Here is a 14,765-nt window from a genome sequence, read left to right as displayed (position 1 = left end):
CATCTCTAGCGGAATTGCGTCATATCGAGACTGGGCGCGGCGCGCGTGATTTCATGGGCGCTGGTCGCCGCGCCTGATCCGACGCGAACGTTCAGCTTCTCTGTCCCGCTGAACCGCTGGAAATACGCAAATTCCATCGTGGTTAGCGCATCCATATCCTGACATTGAACAACGTAGTCAGCCTGGAATTCCGAATGTTCGCCCGTTGCGAATGACGTGCCCCCCTCGCCCGCGTTATCCTGCTGCCCCGAAATATCATGCGTCAGGATCACGTTTGCAGATGCGGTAAAGCACACGGCCTCGGGCGGGACGACAAACAGATCCAGTGGTTTGGACAGTTCGGAAATCGCGATGGCGACACGCGTACGCTCGTCATCACTTGCCACCGGGGTCTCGAACCCAATGATGTCAATGCTTGGAACCCTAAGGGACAGCGTAAATTCCGTGCCCGTAAACACGACTTCCAATTGACCGGACCCATGTTGATGGGTGGGCGTGATCTGCGTCGCCTGAGCGGCAAGAGCTGCCGGAAAAAGAGACAACGCCAGAACAGAGCACTTCATTAACCAAAAACCGCCTTTAACAGAATCACAAGAGTGATTTTACCGCGAATCACCTGCTACGCAACGTTAACCCTCGGATCGGAGCTCGCCAGATTTGGGGAGGAGCGTGGGATTCAACCATCATTGTCTATATCCGACAATAAAACTCAGGTTGACATTGCCGACTAAATCACTCAGTTATTTCTTCGCGAAACCCGCGGTACATCCCCGCGCGATCCGACAGTTCTGACAGGAAAGCACCGAACTCCTATGACCAAGTTATTCACCACTGCCAGCGCCCTGACATTTTGCATGGCGACCGCCGCAATCTCGGGTGATGCCCCCACCAAGGCAGATGTACTGAACACCTATGCCGATATTGCGGAAGCCAAATTTGAGGACAGCCTGATTTCAGCCAGGAAATTGCAGGATGCGGTCAACGCACTGATCGCCGATCCCTCGGACGCAACGTTGAACGCGGCGCGCGCGGCCTGGGTTGCTGCGCGTGTCCCTTATCAGCAGACGGAAGTCTATCGCTTCGGCAATGCCATCGTTGATGACTGGGAAGGCAAGGTGAACGCCTGGCCCTTGGACGAAGGTCTGATCGACTATGTCGACGCGGCCTATGGCGGTGCGACGGACGAAAACGAATTTGCCGTGCTGAACGTCATCGCCAACCCCAGCTTCCAACTGTCGGGCGAGACCATTGATGCCAGCGAAATCACCCCCGAACTGCTGAGCGACACCTTGCACGAAGCCGACGGTATCGAGGCGAATGTGGCAACCGGCTATCACGCCATCGAGTTCCTTCTGTGGGGTCAGGACATGAACGGCCATGGCGCCGGTGCCGGCAACCGCCCAGCGACCGATTATGCGCAGGGCGAGGACTGTACCGGCGGCCATTGCGACCGTCGCGCGCAATACCTGAGCGCTGCGACCGAACTGCTGGTCAGCGATCTGGCCTGGATGGCGGATCAGTGGAAAGACGGCGGAGCGGCGCGCGCAGCCCTGATGGAAAACGAAGCAGCAGGCATCAGCACGATCCTGACCGGCATGGGCTCTCTCTCGTATGGTGAGCAAGCCGGCGAACGGATGCGCCTTGGCCTGATGCTGAACGATCCCGAAGAAGAACATGACTGCTTTTCTGACAACACCCACAACAGCCATTACTATGACGGGTTGGGCATCCAGAACGTCTATCTGGGCAGCTATACCCGCATCGATGGCACCCCGGTTTCGGGCGCATCTCTGGCCGATCTGGTCATCGCCACGGATCCAGCACTGGATACCGAGATGAAAGCGAAACTGGCCGCCACCATGCAGGCCCTGGGCAAGATCAAGACAACAGCCGAGGCGGGATTTGCTTATGACCAGATGCTTGAGCGCGGCAACGAAGGCGGTGAAGCCCTGATCATGGGCGGCGTCAACGGCCTGATCGATCAGACCAAAACGATCGAACGTATCGTAGCCGCACTGGAACTGGACGGGGTTGCATTTGAAGGGTCAGACAGCCTGGATAACCCGGACGCCGTCTTCCATTAATCTTCAAGCGGGCCGGAGAGGGTTTCTTTCCGGCCCCTGCAAACCTTACTGATCGTCTGTAAAGGCGGCGAAACGAGCCAAGACCAATGATTGTCTGCCACTGCACCAACATATCCGATCACGACATCCGTGCCGCCATCGACTGGATGCGCACGGCGGATCCGCGGACCATCATAACCCCCGGCAAAATCTACCATGCCCTTGGCAAATCGGCGGATTGTGGCGGGTGCATGCCGTTGTTCCTAGACACAATGCGGGCCAGCGATAATCTGGAAGTCCCCATGCAACTCCGCACTTTGCGTGTCGGAGCAACACAGGAGAAGGCTGATGAAGGGCGATCCGAAGGTCATCGAATATCTGAACAAGTCTCTGCGGCATGAGCTGACTGCCGTCAGTCAATACTGGCTGCATTACCGCCTGCAAGAAGACTGGGGCCTTGGCCATATGGCCAAGAAAAGCCGCGAGGAAAGCATCGAAGAGATGGGCCACGCGGACAAGCTGATCGAACGGATCATCTTTTTGGAAGGTCACCCCAACCTTCAGAAACTGGACCCGTTGCGGATCGGTCAGACGCCGAAGGAAACGCTGGAATGCGACCTGGCGGCCGAGATCGACGCCAGGGCACTTTACAAGGAAGCGCGCGAATATTGTCGGGAGGCCGGCGACTTTGTCTCCATGTCGCTGTTCGAACAGTTGATGTCCGATGAAGAGGGACATATCGACTTCCTCGAAACGCAGCTCGACCTGTATGAAAGGATCGGCGAAGCCAATTATGCGCAACTCAACGCATCGAAAATGGACGAAGGCGAATAGCCTTCTTGCCTTGTCGGTGGTCGCCCTGGCGGCCACCCCCTCCCTGTCAGCCGAGCTGCGGGACCTGCATCTGAAATTCACCCCCCGCACCGACGAGGAACGCGCCCGCATTGCGGCCGCGACCGCGCCCCCGCAGGATTATGGCGTGTCGCAGCCGTTCGAAGAACTCTCTGCCGGGGCGGCGACTGTCCGGGTCCGCAACGACGCGGATGCGTTTTCGCAACCCTCGGACAATCTGAGCTTCGAGCAGGAGCTGGATTTCAAGGTCGGCAACGGGTTGTTCAAGAAAATCTGGGTGTCGTCACCATCATCCACATTGGCCTCTGACGGGTTGGGGCCGCTGTACAACGCGCGATCCTGCCAGCGCTGCCATATCAAGGATGGGCGGGGGCACACTCCCAACGGCCCTGATGACAACGCGGTCTCGATGTTCCTTCGGGTCTCGATCCCCGGTGCGCCGGAAGACGGGTATGCCGGGATCGAAGACTACATCGCCACCCGGCCCGAACCCAACTATGGCGGGCAGATGCAGGATTTCGCGCTTGTGGGACATCCTGCGGAATATCGGCTGGATATCTCTTACGAAGAAGTCCCTGTTGAACTTTCTGACGGCGAAACCGCGTCACTGCGCCGCCCGTCTTACAGGGCCGCTGATCTGGGCTATGGCCCGCTGCACCCGGATGCGATGCTGAGCCCGCGGGTCGCACCGCAGATGATCGGGCTTGGCCTGCTGGAGGCGATCCCGGTCGAAGACCTGTTGGCCCGGGCTGATCCCGATGACGTGGACGGGGATGGCATCTCGGGCCGCCCGAACATCGTCTGGTCTGTTGAATACGGCGCCCCGATGATGGGCCGGTTCGGGCACAAGGCAGGCATGCCGACGGTCATGGAGCAATCCGCCGCGGCCTTTGCCGGGGATATCGGTATTTCAAGCCCGCTTTACCCGGCACCTCAGGGGGACTGCACGGATTTGCAGGTGAACTGCGTCGAGGCCCCGCATGGCGACACCGATACCCGCGCGTTCGAGATCGATCAGCAGGGCATGGACCTGGTGGATTTCTACAGCCGCAATCTGGGCGTGCCCGGCCGCCGTGATGTCGACGACCCCGAGGTGTTGCGCGGCAAAGAGGTGTTTCACACGATCGGCTGCGCATCCTGTCATACTCCGGCCCATGTCACCCACCGGCTGGAAGACCGGCCCGAGCACAGCTTTCAGTTGATCTGGCCCTATACCGACCTGCTGCTGCATGACATGGGCGAAGGTCTGGCGGATCACCGCCCCGAGGCCCGCGCGACGGGGCGCGAATGGCGGACGCCGCCTTTGTGGGGCATTGGTCTGACCGAACGCGTCTCGGGCCAAACGCAGTTTCTGCATGACGGGCGGGCACGCAATCTGCTCGAGGCGATCCTGTGGCACGGCGGCGAAGCCCAGGCCGCGCGCGATGCGGTTGTGTCGATGCCGAAAACTGACCGCGACGCCCTGATCCGTTTTCTGGAGAGCCTCTGACCCATGCGTATTCTTACCTTTGTTGCCGCGTTGATGATGCCGCTTGCCGCACAGGCGCAGGACCGCGCACCGATCCTGATGGACGTTGCCGAGACACATATCCTGCCCAGGTTCGACAAGCTGCCGGAAACGACCCGGGCTCTGCTCAGTGCTTCGCGGGTGGATTGCGATCCGACCTCACCGGCGTTGCGCGCGGCTTATGATGCGGCCTTCGACAGCTGGATTTCCGCCAGCAACCTGCGGTTCGGTCCGACCGAGGTCGATGACCGTGCATTTGCCATGGCGTTCTGGCCCGACACCAAAGGATTCACCACCAAAGCCCTGTCCCAGCATATCGCGACCGAGGATGACGCCGTGCAAGACCCGGAAGCCTATGCCGAGACATCCATAGCGGGGCGCGGGTTCTTTGCGCTCGAACGGATGCTGTTCGATCCCGCCTTTGCAGAGCAGGGCAATGCGGATTACCGCTGCGCGCTGATTCAGGCGATCGCGGCGGATATTGATGCCAACGCGCGGGCGATGGCCGATGACTGGCAAAGCTATGCCCCCGGCCTGACCCGGCCCGGCGAGAACGGCCGATACCGAACGCAGGACGAAGCGATGCAGGAACTGTTCAAGGCTTTGTCCACGGGTCTTGAATTCACGGCCGACACACGGCTTGGTCGCCCGTTGGGCACGTTCGACCGCCCGCGCCCGAACCGCGCCGAAGCGTGGCGGTCGAAGCGATCCTTGCGCCATGTCGAGCTTTCACTGATGGCCCTTCGTGATCTTGCATCGCGATTGGCCTTTGATCATCCCGATATCGCCGCGGATCTGGACGCTGCCTTTGCGCGCGCCATCGAGAATGCCCAGGCCATTGACGACCCGGCGCTGGCGGGCGTTTCGGATCCGCAGGCCCGGTTCCGTATCGAGGCCCTGCAACAGTCCATCCACGATATTCGCGCCATTGCGTCGACTGAACTTGGCCCGACGCTGGGCATCAGCGCAGGCTTCAATTCACTGGACGGGGACTGACCCATGACATCGCGCCGCCGTTTTCTTGCAGGGCTTGCTGCAACCTCTCTGCCTCCGATCCATGGATGGGCCTCGGTGGGCAGGCCGGAGTTTCTGGCCGCAGCGCTGTTTCCGGATGGTTCGTATCGACTGGCCGGGCTGGATGCACAGGGAACGCTGCTGTTTTCCGTGCCCCTGCCCGCGCGCGGTCATGCGGCGGCGGCACATCCGGTCAAACCACAGGCCGTGGCCTTTGCGCGCCGTCCGGGCACCTTTGCCGTGGTGATTGATTGCGTGACGGGATCACCGATCGCGCGGCTGACGGCGCCGGAAGGCCGGCATTTCTATGGTCACGGTACTTTTTCAGCCGATGGCGCGATTTTCTTTGCCACCGAAAACGATTACGAGGCCGGAGAAGGTATCATAGGCGTCTGGGACGCCGAAACCTTTGCGCGCTCGGGTGAATTCCCGTCCGGCGGCGTCGGGCCGCATGACATGCGGTTGATGCCGGGTGGGAAAACGCTTGTGATTGCCAATGGCGGGATCGAAACCCATCCCGAAACCGGGCGCACGAAGCTGAACCTGCCGACGATGGAGCCCAACCTGACCTACCTTTCCCTGTCGGGTCTGGTTCAGGAACAGGTGTCGCTGGCGGCTGCCCTTCACAAGAACTCGATCCGCCATCTGGCGGTCCGTCGCGACGGGCTGGTGGGCTTTGCGATGCAGTGGCAGGGCAGCAAGGCCGAACATCCGCCCTTGCTGGGCCTGCACCGTCAGGGGGAAACCCCGCACCTTCTGTCAGCGCCTGAGCAGGACCAAGCCACGCTACAGGGTTATGCGGGCAGCATCGCGTTTTCGGCGGATGGCGCAACCGTTGCCATCACCTGTCCGCGCGGCAACGCGCTGCATCGGTTCGACGTGGCCAGTGGCACATTCAGGGATGCGTTCGAGCTTGAGGATGTCTGCGGGCTTGGATCCGGCAGCGGCTTGGTTTTCACCACCGGAACCGGTGTGTTCGGCGCGTTGACCACTGCGCACCCCAAGATCCGGACCCGCGCGAAGTGCCAGTGGGACAATCATCTGGTCCGGATCACCCCACCGGCATGAAACTCGGATTTTTCCGTCACATAGTTTAGGCTTGGAAGAATCAAACAGCTGCCGTATTGGCGGGCGCGAAACTGGCACCCCTACGTTAAGGACCGACTTGATTGAAACAGACGCCCGACGCACCGCATTCCATCTACGGAGTTGAGAAATGGGGCAAAGGCCTCATCGAGGTGACGGAGCAGGGCGAAATCGGTCTGCGCAATCCCTTGGCTCCCGAGGTTGGCGCGATCAGCCTGCCCGGTATTCTCAGCGATCTGGACGACCGCGGCATCAAGGCCCCGATGGTTCTGCGCGTGTCTTCCTATCTGGAACACGAGATCGCGCATCTTAACGAAAGCTTCCGCGACGCCATCGCCCGCGTCGGTTACAGGGGCAGCTATCGCGGTGTGTTCCCGATCAAAGTGAACCAGCAGGCCCAGGTCGTCGACCGGATCGTCGAATTCGGCAAGAAGTACAACTATGGGCTCGAGGCCGGGTCCAAACCCGAGCTGGTGATCGCGCTGGCACATCGGCTGGCAAGCGAAGCGCTGATCGTCTGCAACGGCGTCAAGGATGCCGAGTTCATCCAGCTGGCCATCCTGTCCCGCAAGATCGGGTTCAACACGGTGATCGTTCTGGAAAGCCCGAAAGAGGCTGACACGGTGATCGAGGTCTACAAAGAATTGGAGGTCGAACCGCTTATTGGCGTGCGGGTGAAACTGACCAACCAGATCAGCGGCAAATGGGAAGAAAGCTCGGGCGACCGCTCGGCTTTCGGTATGAACACCGATCAACTGGTGGCCACGGTGGACAAGTTGCGCGACGCGGGCCTTCTGCATTGCCTGAAGTTGCAGCACTCGCATCTGGGCTCTCAGGTGCAGGACGTCAACGACGTGCGCCGCGCGGTGGGCGAGGCCTGCCGCTATTACACCGAACTGACGCGCGAGGGCGTGCCGCTGACCCATCTGGACCTCGGCGGTGGAATGGGCGTGGACTATACCGGTGAAAAGAAGGCGGCCGAGAACTCGATCAACTACACTGTCGAGGAATACTGCGCCAACGTGGTGGAAACCGTGGCCTATGCGATGGACGAGGCCGAGGTGGACCACCCGACGCTGGTCACCGAAAGCGGCCGCGCGGTGGTGGCGACGTCGTCGATGCTGGTGTTCAACGTGCTGGAAAGCACGCTCTATGATGCGCCCAACGGCCCCGAGGTTGAAGCCGACGATCACCACATGGTTTCAGACCTTGCCGCGGTGCACGGCTATCTCAGCAAAGACCGTCTTCAGGAATGCTGGAACGACGCCACCTTCTATCGCAACGAATTGCGCGCCCTGTTCCGCCGTGGATATGTAGACCTGCGCCAGATGGCCCGGGCCGAACGTATCTACCTGTCGCTGATGGCCCGCCTCAAGGCGCTGGCGGCCAGTGACGATCTGGAAACCGACGTGGACGACCAGCTTGAGAAAGTGGCCGATATCTATCACTGCAACTTTTCGCTGTTCCAGTCCTTGCCAGACGTCTGGGCCATCGACCAGCTGCATCCGATCGTGCCCTTGCAGGGCCTGAACCAAACGCCCGACCGCCGCGCAGTCCTGTCCGACATCACCTGCGACAGCGACGGCAAGATCGACCGGTTCATCCTGGCCGACGGTGTTTCACCCAGTCTGCCGGTGCATACCCTGCCCGAAGATGATGAATATTTCATGGGCGTCTTTTTCGTCGGCGCCTATCAGGAAACGCTGGGCGATCTGCACAATCTCTTTGGCGACACCAACGTCGTCACCATCGACCTGCGCGCTGACGGAGGGTTCGACCTGCTGCACGAACAAGAGGGCGACACGATCAGCCAGGTGCTGTCCTATGTCGAATTCGACCCCACCGACTGCGTCGCCGCCTTCCGCAAAATGGTGGACGAGGCGATCTCGACCGGTACTCTGAAAGCCAAGGACCGCAAAACCCTGATGAGCGCCTATCGCGACTCGATCAACGGCTACACCTATTACGAATAACCCCCTGTGAGAGGAGATTACCCCCATGGGTTCACTTAGTGGCAAAACACTGGTTGTCGGCGCGGGCGGCGTATCCCACGCCGCCGTGCACAAGATGGCGATGAATTCGGACATCTTTACTGAAATCACACTGGCCAGCCGGACCAAGTCGAAATGCGACACCATCGCCAAATCGGTGAAAGAGCGCGTGGGCGTTGACATCGCCACCGCCGAGCTTGACGCCCACAAGGTCGAAGACACGGTCAAGCTGATCAAGGAAACAGGCGCGGAAATCTTGGTGAACCTGGCCCTGCCCTATCAGGACTTGGTGTTGATGGACGCCTGCCTCGAGGCCGGGTGCCACTATCTCGACACTGCGAACTACGAGCCCGAGGACGAGGCCAAGTTCGAATATCACTGGCAATGGGCCTATCAGGACAGGTTCAAACAGGCCGGCCTGACCGCGATCCTCGGCTCGGGCTTCGATCCGGGTGTTACATCCGTCTTCGCCAAGTGGCTCAAGAAACACAAGCTGGACACGATCCGCCAGATCGACGTGCTGGACGCCAATGGCGGCCAGAACGATCAGGAATTCGCCACCAACTTCAACCCGGAAATCAACCTGCGCGAAGTCCTGTCTGAGGTGCGCCACTGGGAGAACGGCGAATGGAAGCACTCTCCCGCCATGACCCACAAGGTCGAATTCGACTTCCCCGCCATCGGCCCCAAGAACATGTACCTGATGTATCACGAGGAACTGGAATCGCTCAGCACCCATTTCCCCGAGATCGAGCGCGCCCGCTTCTGGATGACATTCGGCGATGCCTACATCACCCATGCCAAAGTGCTGGAAAACGTCGGCATGACCCGCATCGACCCGGTGATGCATGACGGCAAGGAAATCATCCCGATTCAGTTCTTGAAAACCCTGCTGCCCGATCCCGGCGATCTGGGGGCGGAGACCAAGGGCAAGGCCTGCATCGGCGACATCGCCACGGGTCAGGCCAAGGACGGCTCGGGCGAGAAAACCTATTACATCTACAACATCTGCGACCACGAAGAATGCTATCGCGAGGTCGGCAGCCAGGCCGTCAGCTACACCACCGGCGTCCCCGCCATGATCGGCGCGGCGCAAGTGCTGAAAGGCAACTGGCGCGAGCCGGGCGTTTGGAACATGGAACAGCTCGACCCGGACGATTTCATGGACATGCTGAACGAACACGGCCTGCCGTGGCAGGTCCACGAACTCGACGGCCCCGTCGACTTCTGATCCCTCGGGGCGGTCCGCACGACTGCCCTGCTTCATCTGGCTAAAAATATCCCGGGGGTCCGGGGGCAGCGCCCCCGGCCTCTCCACCAATCGGAGACGCCCGACATGTCCGACATGATGACCACACAGGCCGGAGACGCCGGAGCCTTCCGCAAATTCGACCTGACACGCGTCCCCTCTCCCTGCTTCGTCGTTGACGAAAAGGCAGTGGAGCGAAATCTGGCGGTACTGGCCGATATCGGTGAGCGCTCTGGCGCGCATATCCTGTCCGCGCTCAAGGCCTTCTCCATGTTCGCGCTGGCCCCGCTTGTCCGCCAGTATCTCGGCGGCACCTGCGCCAGCGGCATCTACGAGGCCCGGCTGGGCCGCGAGGAATACGGCGGCGAGGTCGCGACCTTCTGCGCGGGATACAAGGATTCCGACATCGACGAAATCCTCGCGCTGTCGGACCACATCATCTTCAACAGCCCCGCCCAGAAAGACCGCTTTTTGGCCAAGGCACAGGCCGCCGGGCGGCAGGTCGGGCTGCGCATCAACCCCGAGCATTCCGAAGGCGAGGTTGCGAAATACGACCCCTGCGCCCCGTGCTCGCGCCTCGGCACCCCGGTCAGCCAGTTGGACGCCAAGGCGCTGGAGGGCGTGGATGGCCTGCACATGCATACGCTCTGCGAACAGGGGTTCGAGCCGCTGGCACGCACATGGGCGGCGGTTGAACCTAAACTCGCCCCCTTTCTGAATGGCCTGAAATGGCTCAATTTCGGCGGCGGCCACCACATCACCCGCAGCGACTATGACCGCGACGGGCTGGTAGAGTTCATCAAGGCCATCCGCGCCAAATACGGCATCGAGGTCTATCTGGAACCCGGCGAGGCGGTGGCGCTGGATGCGGGCATCCTTGTGGGCGAAATCCTCGACCTGCCTCACAACGGCATGGATCTGGCGATCACCGACATCTCGGCCACCTGCCACATGCCCGACGTGATCGAGGCCCCCTATCGCCCCGCCCTGATGGACGAGGCTGAAACCGGCCACACCTATCGCCTGGGCGGCCCCTCGTGCCTGGCGGGCGACGTGATCGGTGACTACACTTGGCCCGAGCCGCTGCGGATCGGGCAGCGCTTTGCCTTCCTCGATCAGGCGCATTACTCGATGGTCAAGACCAACACGTTCAACGGCGTGCCCCTGCCCACCATCGCCCTGTGGAACAGCGAAACCGACGATCTGAAAATCATCAGGCAATTCGGCTATGACGACTTTAAGGACAGACTTTCATGAGCATTTTCCTCGACAGCGAACTGACCGACGCCGAACGCAGCGAAGACGCCCGGTTCCGCGTGATCCCTGTGCCTCTGGAACGCACGGTCTCCTACGGCTCGGGCACGGCAAACGGCCCCGCCGCAATCATCGCGGCCAGCAATGAACTCGAACGCATCACCGGCCACGTCGAACCCTGCGTCGAAGGCATCTTTACCGAAGCCCCGCTGGATTGCGACGGCCCGCTGCCGGATGTCATGGAGCGCCTCGCCCAGCGCACCGAGGCCGCCATCCGCGCCGGCAAGGTGCCGGTCACGCTGGGCGGTGAACACTCGCTCAGCTATGGCGCGGTCATGGGGGTGACCCGCGCCCTGGGTCAGCCCGTCGGTATCGTGCAGATCGACGCCCATGCCGACCTGCGCAACGCCTACCAGGGGGAAAGGCACAGCCATGCCTCGGTCATGCACCTGCTGGCCGAGGAAGGTATCCCACTGGCCCAGTTCGGCGTGCGCGCCTTTTCCACCGAGGAAGCAAAAAGCCGTCTGAGGAACCGCGTCTTCCACGTGGATGCCGAAGAGTTGGTCACCGACAACATCCATGCCGTCGACCTGCCCGAGGATTTCCCCGAACTGGTCTATGTCAGCTTTGACGTTGATGGGCTGGACCCGGCGCAGATGCCCGCGACCGGCACGCCCGTTCCGGGCGGGCTGGGATACTATCAGGCGCTTCGCCTCGTCGAACACGCCCTGAAGGGCCGCCGCTGCGTCGGCTTCGACGTGGTCGAACTGGCCCCCGACGGCAATGCCGCCTGGGATTTCACCGCGGCGCAGATCGTCTATCGCCTGATGGCAAGCTGCTGATCAGGCAGGCGGGCCGGGCTGGCCCGCCTGATCCGGTTCCTAGCCGGTTTTGCCGTCATCGGCGGTTTCGTTCAGCTCCATATGGCCTTCGCCCCTGCTCAGAACGCGGCGCAACATGGGTTCGAAGAACTCCAGCGGTTTGGTCGGATAATTCGGGTCAAACGCCTTCTGATCGTATTCATGGCAGAAATAGCGACAATCTTCCCAATAAGGACTGTCGCGATATTTGTCGCGCGCGTTGCGGTCGCCGCCCAGATGGTGGTTGTAGTAGTACCCCTGAAACACGCAATGATGCTTGAGAATCCAATACGTCTTTTCGCTGACGTAAGGCTTCATCATCGCCGCTGACAGCTCTCCGTGATTGTAGGGTGACAGGATATCGCCGGTATCGTGGATCAGCGCAGCCACCACCAGTTCTTCATCTGCACCGTCCTCGTAAGCACGGGTCGCGGCTTGCAGGCTGTGCTGGTAGCGGTTCACCGGATAGGGCGTCCATTCTTCGTCCAACGAGCGGATGGCATCGAGGATGCGGTCTGGCAGGGCTGCATTATACGCCTCTTCATACTCCATCACGGCGTCCCAGTCGGCCTTGGTGGCTGTTTCGAAACTGGTCCAGGTGGGTTTGTGGCTTTTGTCCAGCATGGCTGATCCTTTGGCATGTGTCCTGAACGGAAGCGTAGTTCGAAACCAACCTCCAAAAAAAATGAATTGATTTTATCACAATGATCAAAAAATACTTTCGACATGCAATTCAAAGCTCTGGAAACTTTTCTCTGCGTGGCCGAAACCGGTGGCTTTCACGCCGCCGCCCGCAAGTTGAACGTGACGCAGACCGCTGTCAGCGCGCGTATTCGCCTGATCGAGGAGGAAACCGGCAGGGCGCTGTTCACGCGCGGTGCCGGCGGAACGGCGCTGACCGAGTTCGGCCGGCAGTTCAAACCCTATGCGGAACAGATGTTGTCCCTTTGGGGCTTTGCGTCGCGCGACCTGCCGGTACAGGCACAGAACCGCCCGGCGCTGCGGTTGGGGGGCCAGCTCAGCATCTGGGATCCGTTGCTGGTGGACCTGGCGGTTCGGTTCGAACAGCGCTTCGGCAAATTGCTGTTGACGCTGAACTATGACCACGACCTGAACATGGTCGAAGCGGTGGCAACCCATGTTCTGGACGCGGCGATCACACATGAAAAGCCGGCGGACCGGCGTGTCACGTGGTACGCGCTTGAACCCGAGCTTTTGTCCCTGGTCCGGACGCCAAAGACTGACGGCACGAACGCTGACATGATCTTCGTCAACCTTGAACTGGGCGAGGTCTATCAGGACCACGTCAGATCGGCTGCGCGACGGGCGTCGGGTCAGACAGTGTTTCTTGGCAATTGCATGATGGCGCTGCGATATGTTCTGCACCGAGGCGGAAACGGCTATTTCCCCGATTACGTCATTTCCGAACATCTGGCCTCGGGTGCTCTGGAGCGGGTCGAGGACAGTATCAGCTTGCCGCTGCCCATGTATCTGGTCACCCGCGGTGATCGCGAGGAATTTGACAACATTCACAGCTGTTTGGTGGATCTTCGCGGCTAGAACTCAGGCCGGCGTCGGCATGATCTGGGGCGCGCGCTGCCGTTTTCGCATCAGCGGCCGACCAGCAACAAGCAGGAACAGGCCCGAGATCAGCACCCCTATGATTGCGGGAAGGTACAGCAGAAACCAAAGCTCCGGGTCATCGATCACCACCGGGGAAACAAACCCGCGCACACCTTCAAGCAGCACAAGAATGGTGAAGGCGCCCAATATCTGAGGCCACAATCCAAACCGGGAAAAGCTGCCCAGCATCAGGGTTGAATACCCGGCCAGCGCCACGGCGATGCAAATCGCGATCCACGAGAACCGCTGGTGCAGCTCTTCGATCAGCTTGCCTTGGCTGAACCCTTCCGTGGCTGAAACCTCATCCCGGTTGCGGATCAGGTCCGCCGTTGGAATGGCTTCGAGGCTGCGCCGGGCCATCGGGTTTGTATTCGTCAGTTCCGAGATGTCGTAGGACGCGTCCTGGAACAGGGTCGATGACAACACCTTGCCTTCCTTGTTCAGGCGCAATGCAACCCCATCAACCATCACAAGGTGGATGCCCGCATCATTATTGACCAGATAGGCCGTTACGCTTGAATAGCTGACCGCGTTTTCAGGATCGCGGCGGTCAGACACGAACACTTCGTGGAGTGTGCCGTCCAGATCAATGCTGCCTATGTAAACCGTGACACCTTCGGCGGGGTGCAGAAACTCGCCTTCGTTCAGCAGTTGAGCCGTCACATCTCCGGCCACTTCAGCCTGCCGGATTTCCAGCTGTTCCACCGAGGCCGGGCGCAGGAACACGCTGATGATCGCCATCATCACCCCGGTAATCACACCGAACAGCAGCACCGCCCGGGCAAGCCGCCAAGGGCTGGATCCGGTGGCCAGCATAACCGTCAGCTCACTTTCGCGGCTCAGGCGATTTGTGGCATAGACGGCGGCGGCAAACACGGCCATGGGCATGACCGTGCGGATCAGGGTCGGCAAAGTCAGCGCGGTGAATTCCAGAAAGACCATTGCCGACTGCCCACCGCTGATCACCCTGTCAAACAGGCTGACAGACCGGGTGATCCAGAACACACCGACAAGCACCAGGGTGAAAAAGCCAAACAGAATCAGCAATTGCCGCAGGAAATATCCATCAAAACGCGACATGGGGCCTCGTGCGTGTGTTCGTTTGCAGCGGACACTAGGGCATTAAGCCGGCAGAGGAAACAGGCATTGGACGTCAGGATGCGCCTGTATGCAACCTTGGCGCATACCGGCTTCATCGCACATCCCCGTTTTGGCATCAGAAGGGCCGGGAGATTACGCTTTGTGAAAACAGCGGCTCATGGCACA

14 protein-coding genes are annotated in these 14,765 nt (G+C 60.5%); 11 read left to right on the top strand and 3 right to left on the bottom strand.

Annotation, left to right across the window (positions count from 1 at the left end):
* Window positions 1-5: 5 nt before the first annotated feature.
* Window positions 6-563, bottom strand: a complete 558-nt coding sequence (locus tag ACR0C6_RS00130; RefSeq protein ID WP_480617840.1) for a ZrgA family zinc uptake protein — start codon at window positions 561-563, stop codon at window positions 6-8.
* Between the two features lie 249 nt (window positions 564-812).
* Here ACR0C6_RS00130 and ACR0C6_RS00125 point away from each other — a divergent pair, with 249 nt between their 5' ends.
* The 10 genes from ACR0C6_RS00125 (at window position 813) to speB (ending at window position 11,858) form a co-directional block, all read left to right on the top strand.
* A complete protein-coding gene (locus ACR0C6_RS00125; RefSeq protein WP_480617838.1) occupies window positions 813-2,084 on the top strand; it encodes an imelysin family protein in 1,272 nt (423 codons plus the stop codon).
* An 86-nt stretch (window positions 2,085-2,170) separates the two neighbouring features.
* Window positions 2,171-2,464, top strand: a complete 294-nt coding sequence (locus ACR0C6_RS00120; RefSeq protein WP_480617836.1) for a (2Fe-2S)-binding protein — start codon at window positions 2,171-2,173, stop codon at window positions 2,462-2,464.
* On the top strand, window positions 2,412-2,897 hold the full coding sequence (gene bfr, locus ACR0C6_RS00115; RefSeq protein ID WP_170346155.1) for a bacterioferritin: 486 nt from the start codon (window positions 2,412-2,414) through the stop codon (window positions 2,895-2,897). The genes ACR0C6_RS00120 and bfr overlap by 53 nt, the downstream gene beginning before the upstream one ends.
* 16 nt (window positions 2,898-2,913) lie before the next feature.
* Window positions 2,914-4,404, top strand: a complete 1,491-nt coding sequence (locus tag ACR0C6_RS00110) for a di-heme oxidoreductase family protein (RefSeq protein WP_480618803.1) — start codon at window positions 2,914-2,916, stop codon at window positions 4,402-4,404.
* Between the two features lie 3 nt (window positions 4,405-4,407).
* Complete coding sequence (locus ACR0C6_RS00105) at window positions 4,408-5,418, top strand: imelysin family protein (RefSeq protein ID WP_480617835.1); 1,011 nt, start codon at window positions 4,408-4,410, stop codon at window positions 5,416-5,418.
* Between the two features lie 3 nt (window positions 5,419-5,421).
* A complete protein-coding gene (locus tag ACR0C6_RS00100; protein WP_480445989.1) occupies window positions 5,422-6,504 on the top strand; it encodes a DUF1513 domain-containing protein in 1,083 nt (360 codons plus the stop codon).
* A gap of 101 nt (window positions 6,505-6,605) precedes the next feature.
* Window positions 6,606-8,495 carry a biosynthetic arginine decarboxylase gene (gene speA / locus ACR0C6_RS00095; protein ID WP_171206199.1) on the top strand — a complete coding sequence of 630 codons (1,890 nt, stop codon included), beginning with the start codon at window positions 6,606-6,608 and terminating at the stop codon, window positions 8,493-8,495.
* 25 nt (window positions 8,496-8,520) lie between these two features.
* Window positions 8,521-9,744 (top strand): saccharopine dehydrogenase family protein, encoded by a 1,224-nt coding sequence (locus ACR0C6_RS00090; protein WP_480617833.1) that lies wholly within the window; start codon window positions 8,521-8,523, stop codon window positions 9,742-9,744.
* A 105-nt stretch (window positions 9,745-9,849) separates the two neighbouring features.
* Window positions 9,850-11,019 (top strand): carboxynorspermidine decarboxylase, encoded by a 1,170-nt coding sequence (gene nspC / locus ACR0C6_RS00085; protein ID WP_480617831.1) that lies wholly within the window; start codon window positions 9,850-9,852, stop codon window positions 11,017-11,019.
* Complete coding sequence (gene speB / locus ACR0C6_RS00080; protein ID WP_480617829.1) at window positions 11,016-11,858, top strand: agmatinase; 843 nt, start codon at window positions 11,016-11,018, stop codon at window positions 11,856-11,858. Before nspC ends, speB begins: the two co-directional genes overlap by 4 nt.
* A 39-nt stretch (window positions 11,859-11,897) precedes the next feature.
* Here speB and ACR0C6_RS00075 read toward each other — a convergent pair whose 3' ends face one another.
* Window positions 11,898-12,500, bottom strand: coding sequence for an HD domain-containing protein (locus ACR0C6_RS00075; RefSeq protein WP_171363862.1), 603 nt, complete (start codon window positions 12,498-12,500; stop codon window positions 11,898-11,900).
* A 102-nt stretch (window positions 12,501-12,602) separates the two neighbouring features.
* On the opposite strand from ACR0C6_RS00075, the gene ACR0C6_RS00070 reads away from it, so the two are divergent.
* Window positions 12,603-13,436, top strand: a complete 834-nt coding sequence (locus ACR0C6_RS00070; RefSeq protein ID WP_480445996.1) for a LysR family transcriptional regulator — start codon at window positions 12,603-12,605, stop codon at window positions 13,434-13,436.
* A gap of 3 nt (window positions 13,437-13,439) precedes the next feature.
* On the opposite strand, the gene lptF is transcribed toward ACR0C6_RS00070, so the two are convergent.
* A complete protein-coding gene (gene lptF / locus ACR0C6_RS00065) occupies window positions 13,440-14,579 on the bottom strand; it encodes an LPS export ABC transporter permease LptF (protein ID WP_171232822.1) in 1,140 nt (379 codons plus the stop codon).
* Window positions 14,580-14,765: the final 186 nt, after the last annotated feature.

It is taken from the genome of Ruegeria sp. AL12, assembly GCF_056540885.1.
The sequence above is the reverse complement of the archived record's forward strand: the minus strand, read 5'-3'. Positions and strand labels throughout refer to the sequence as shown.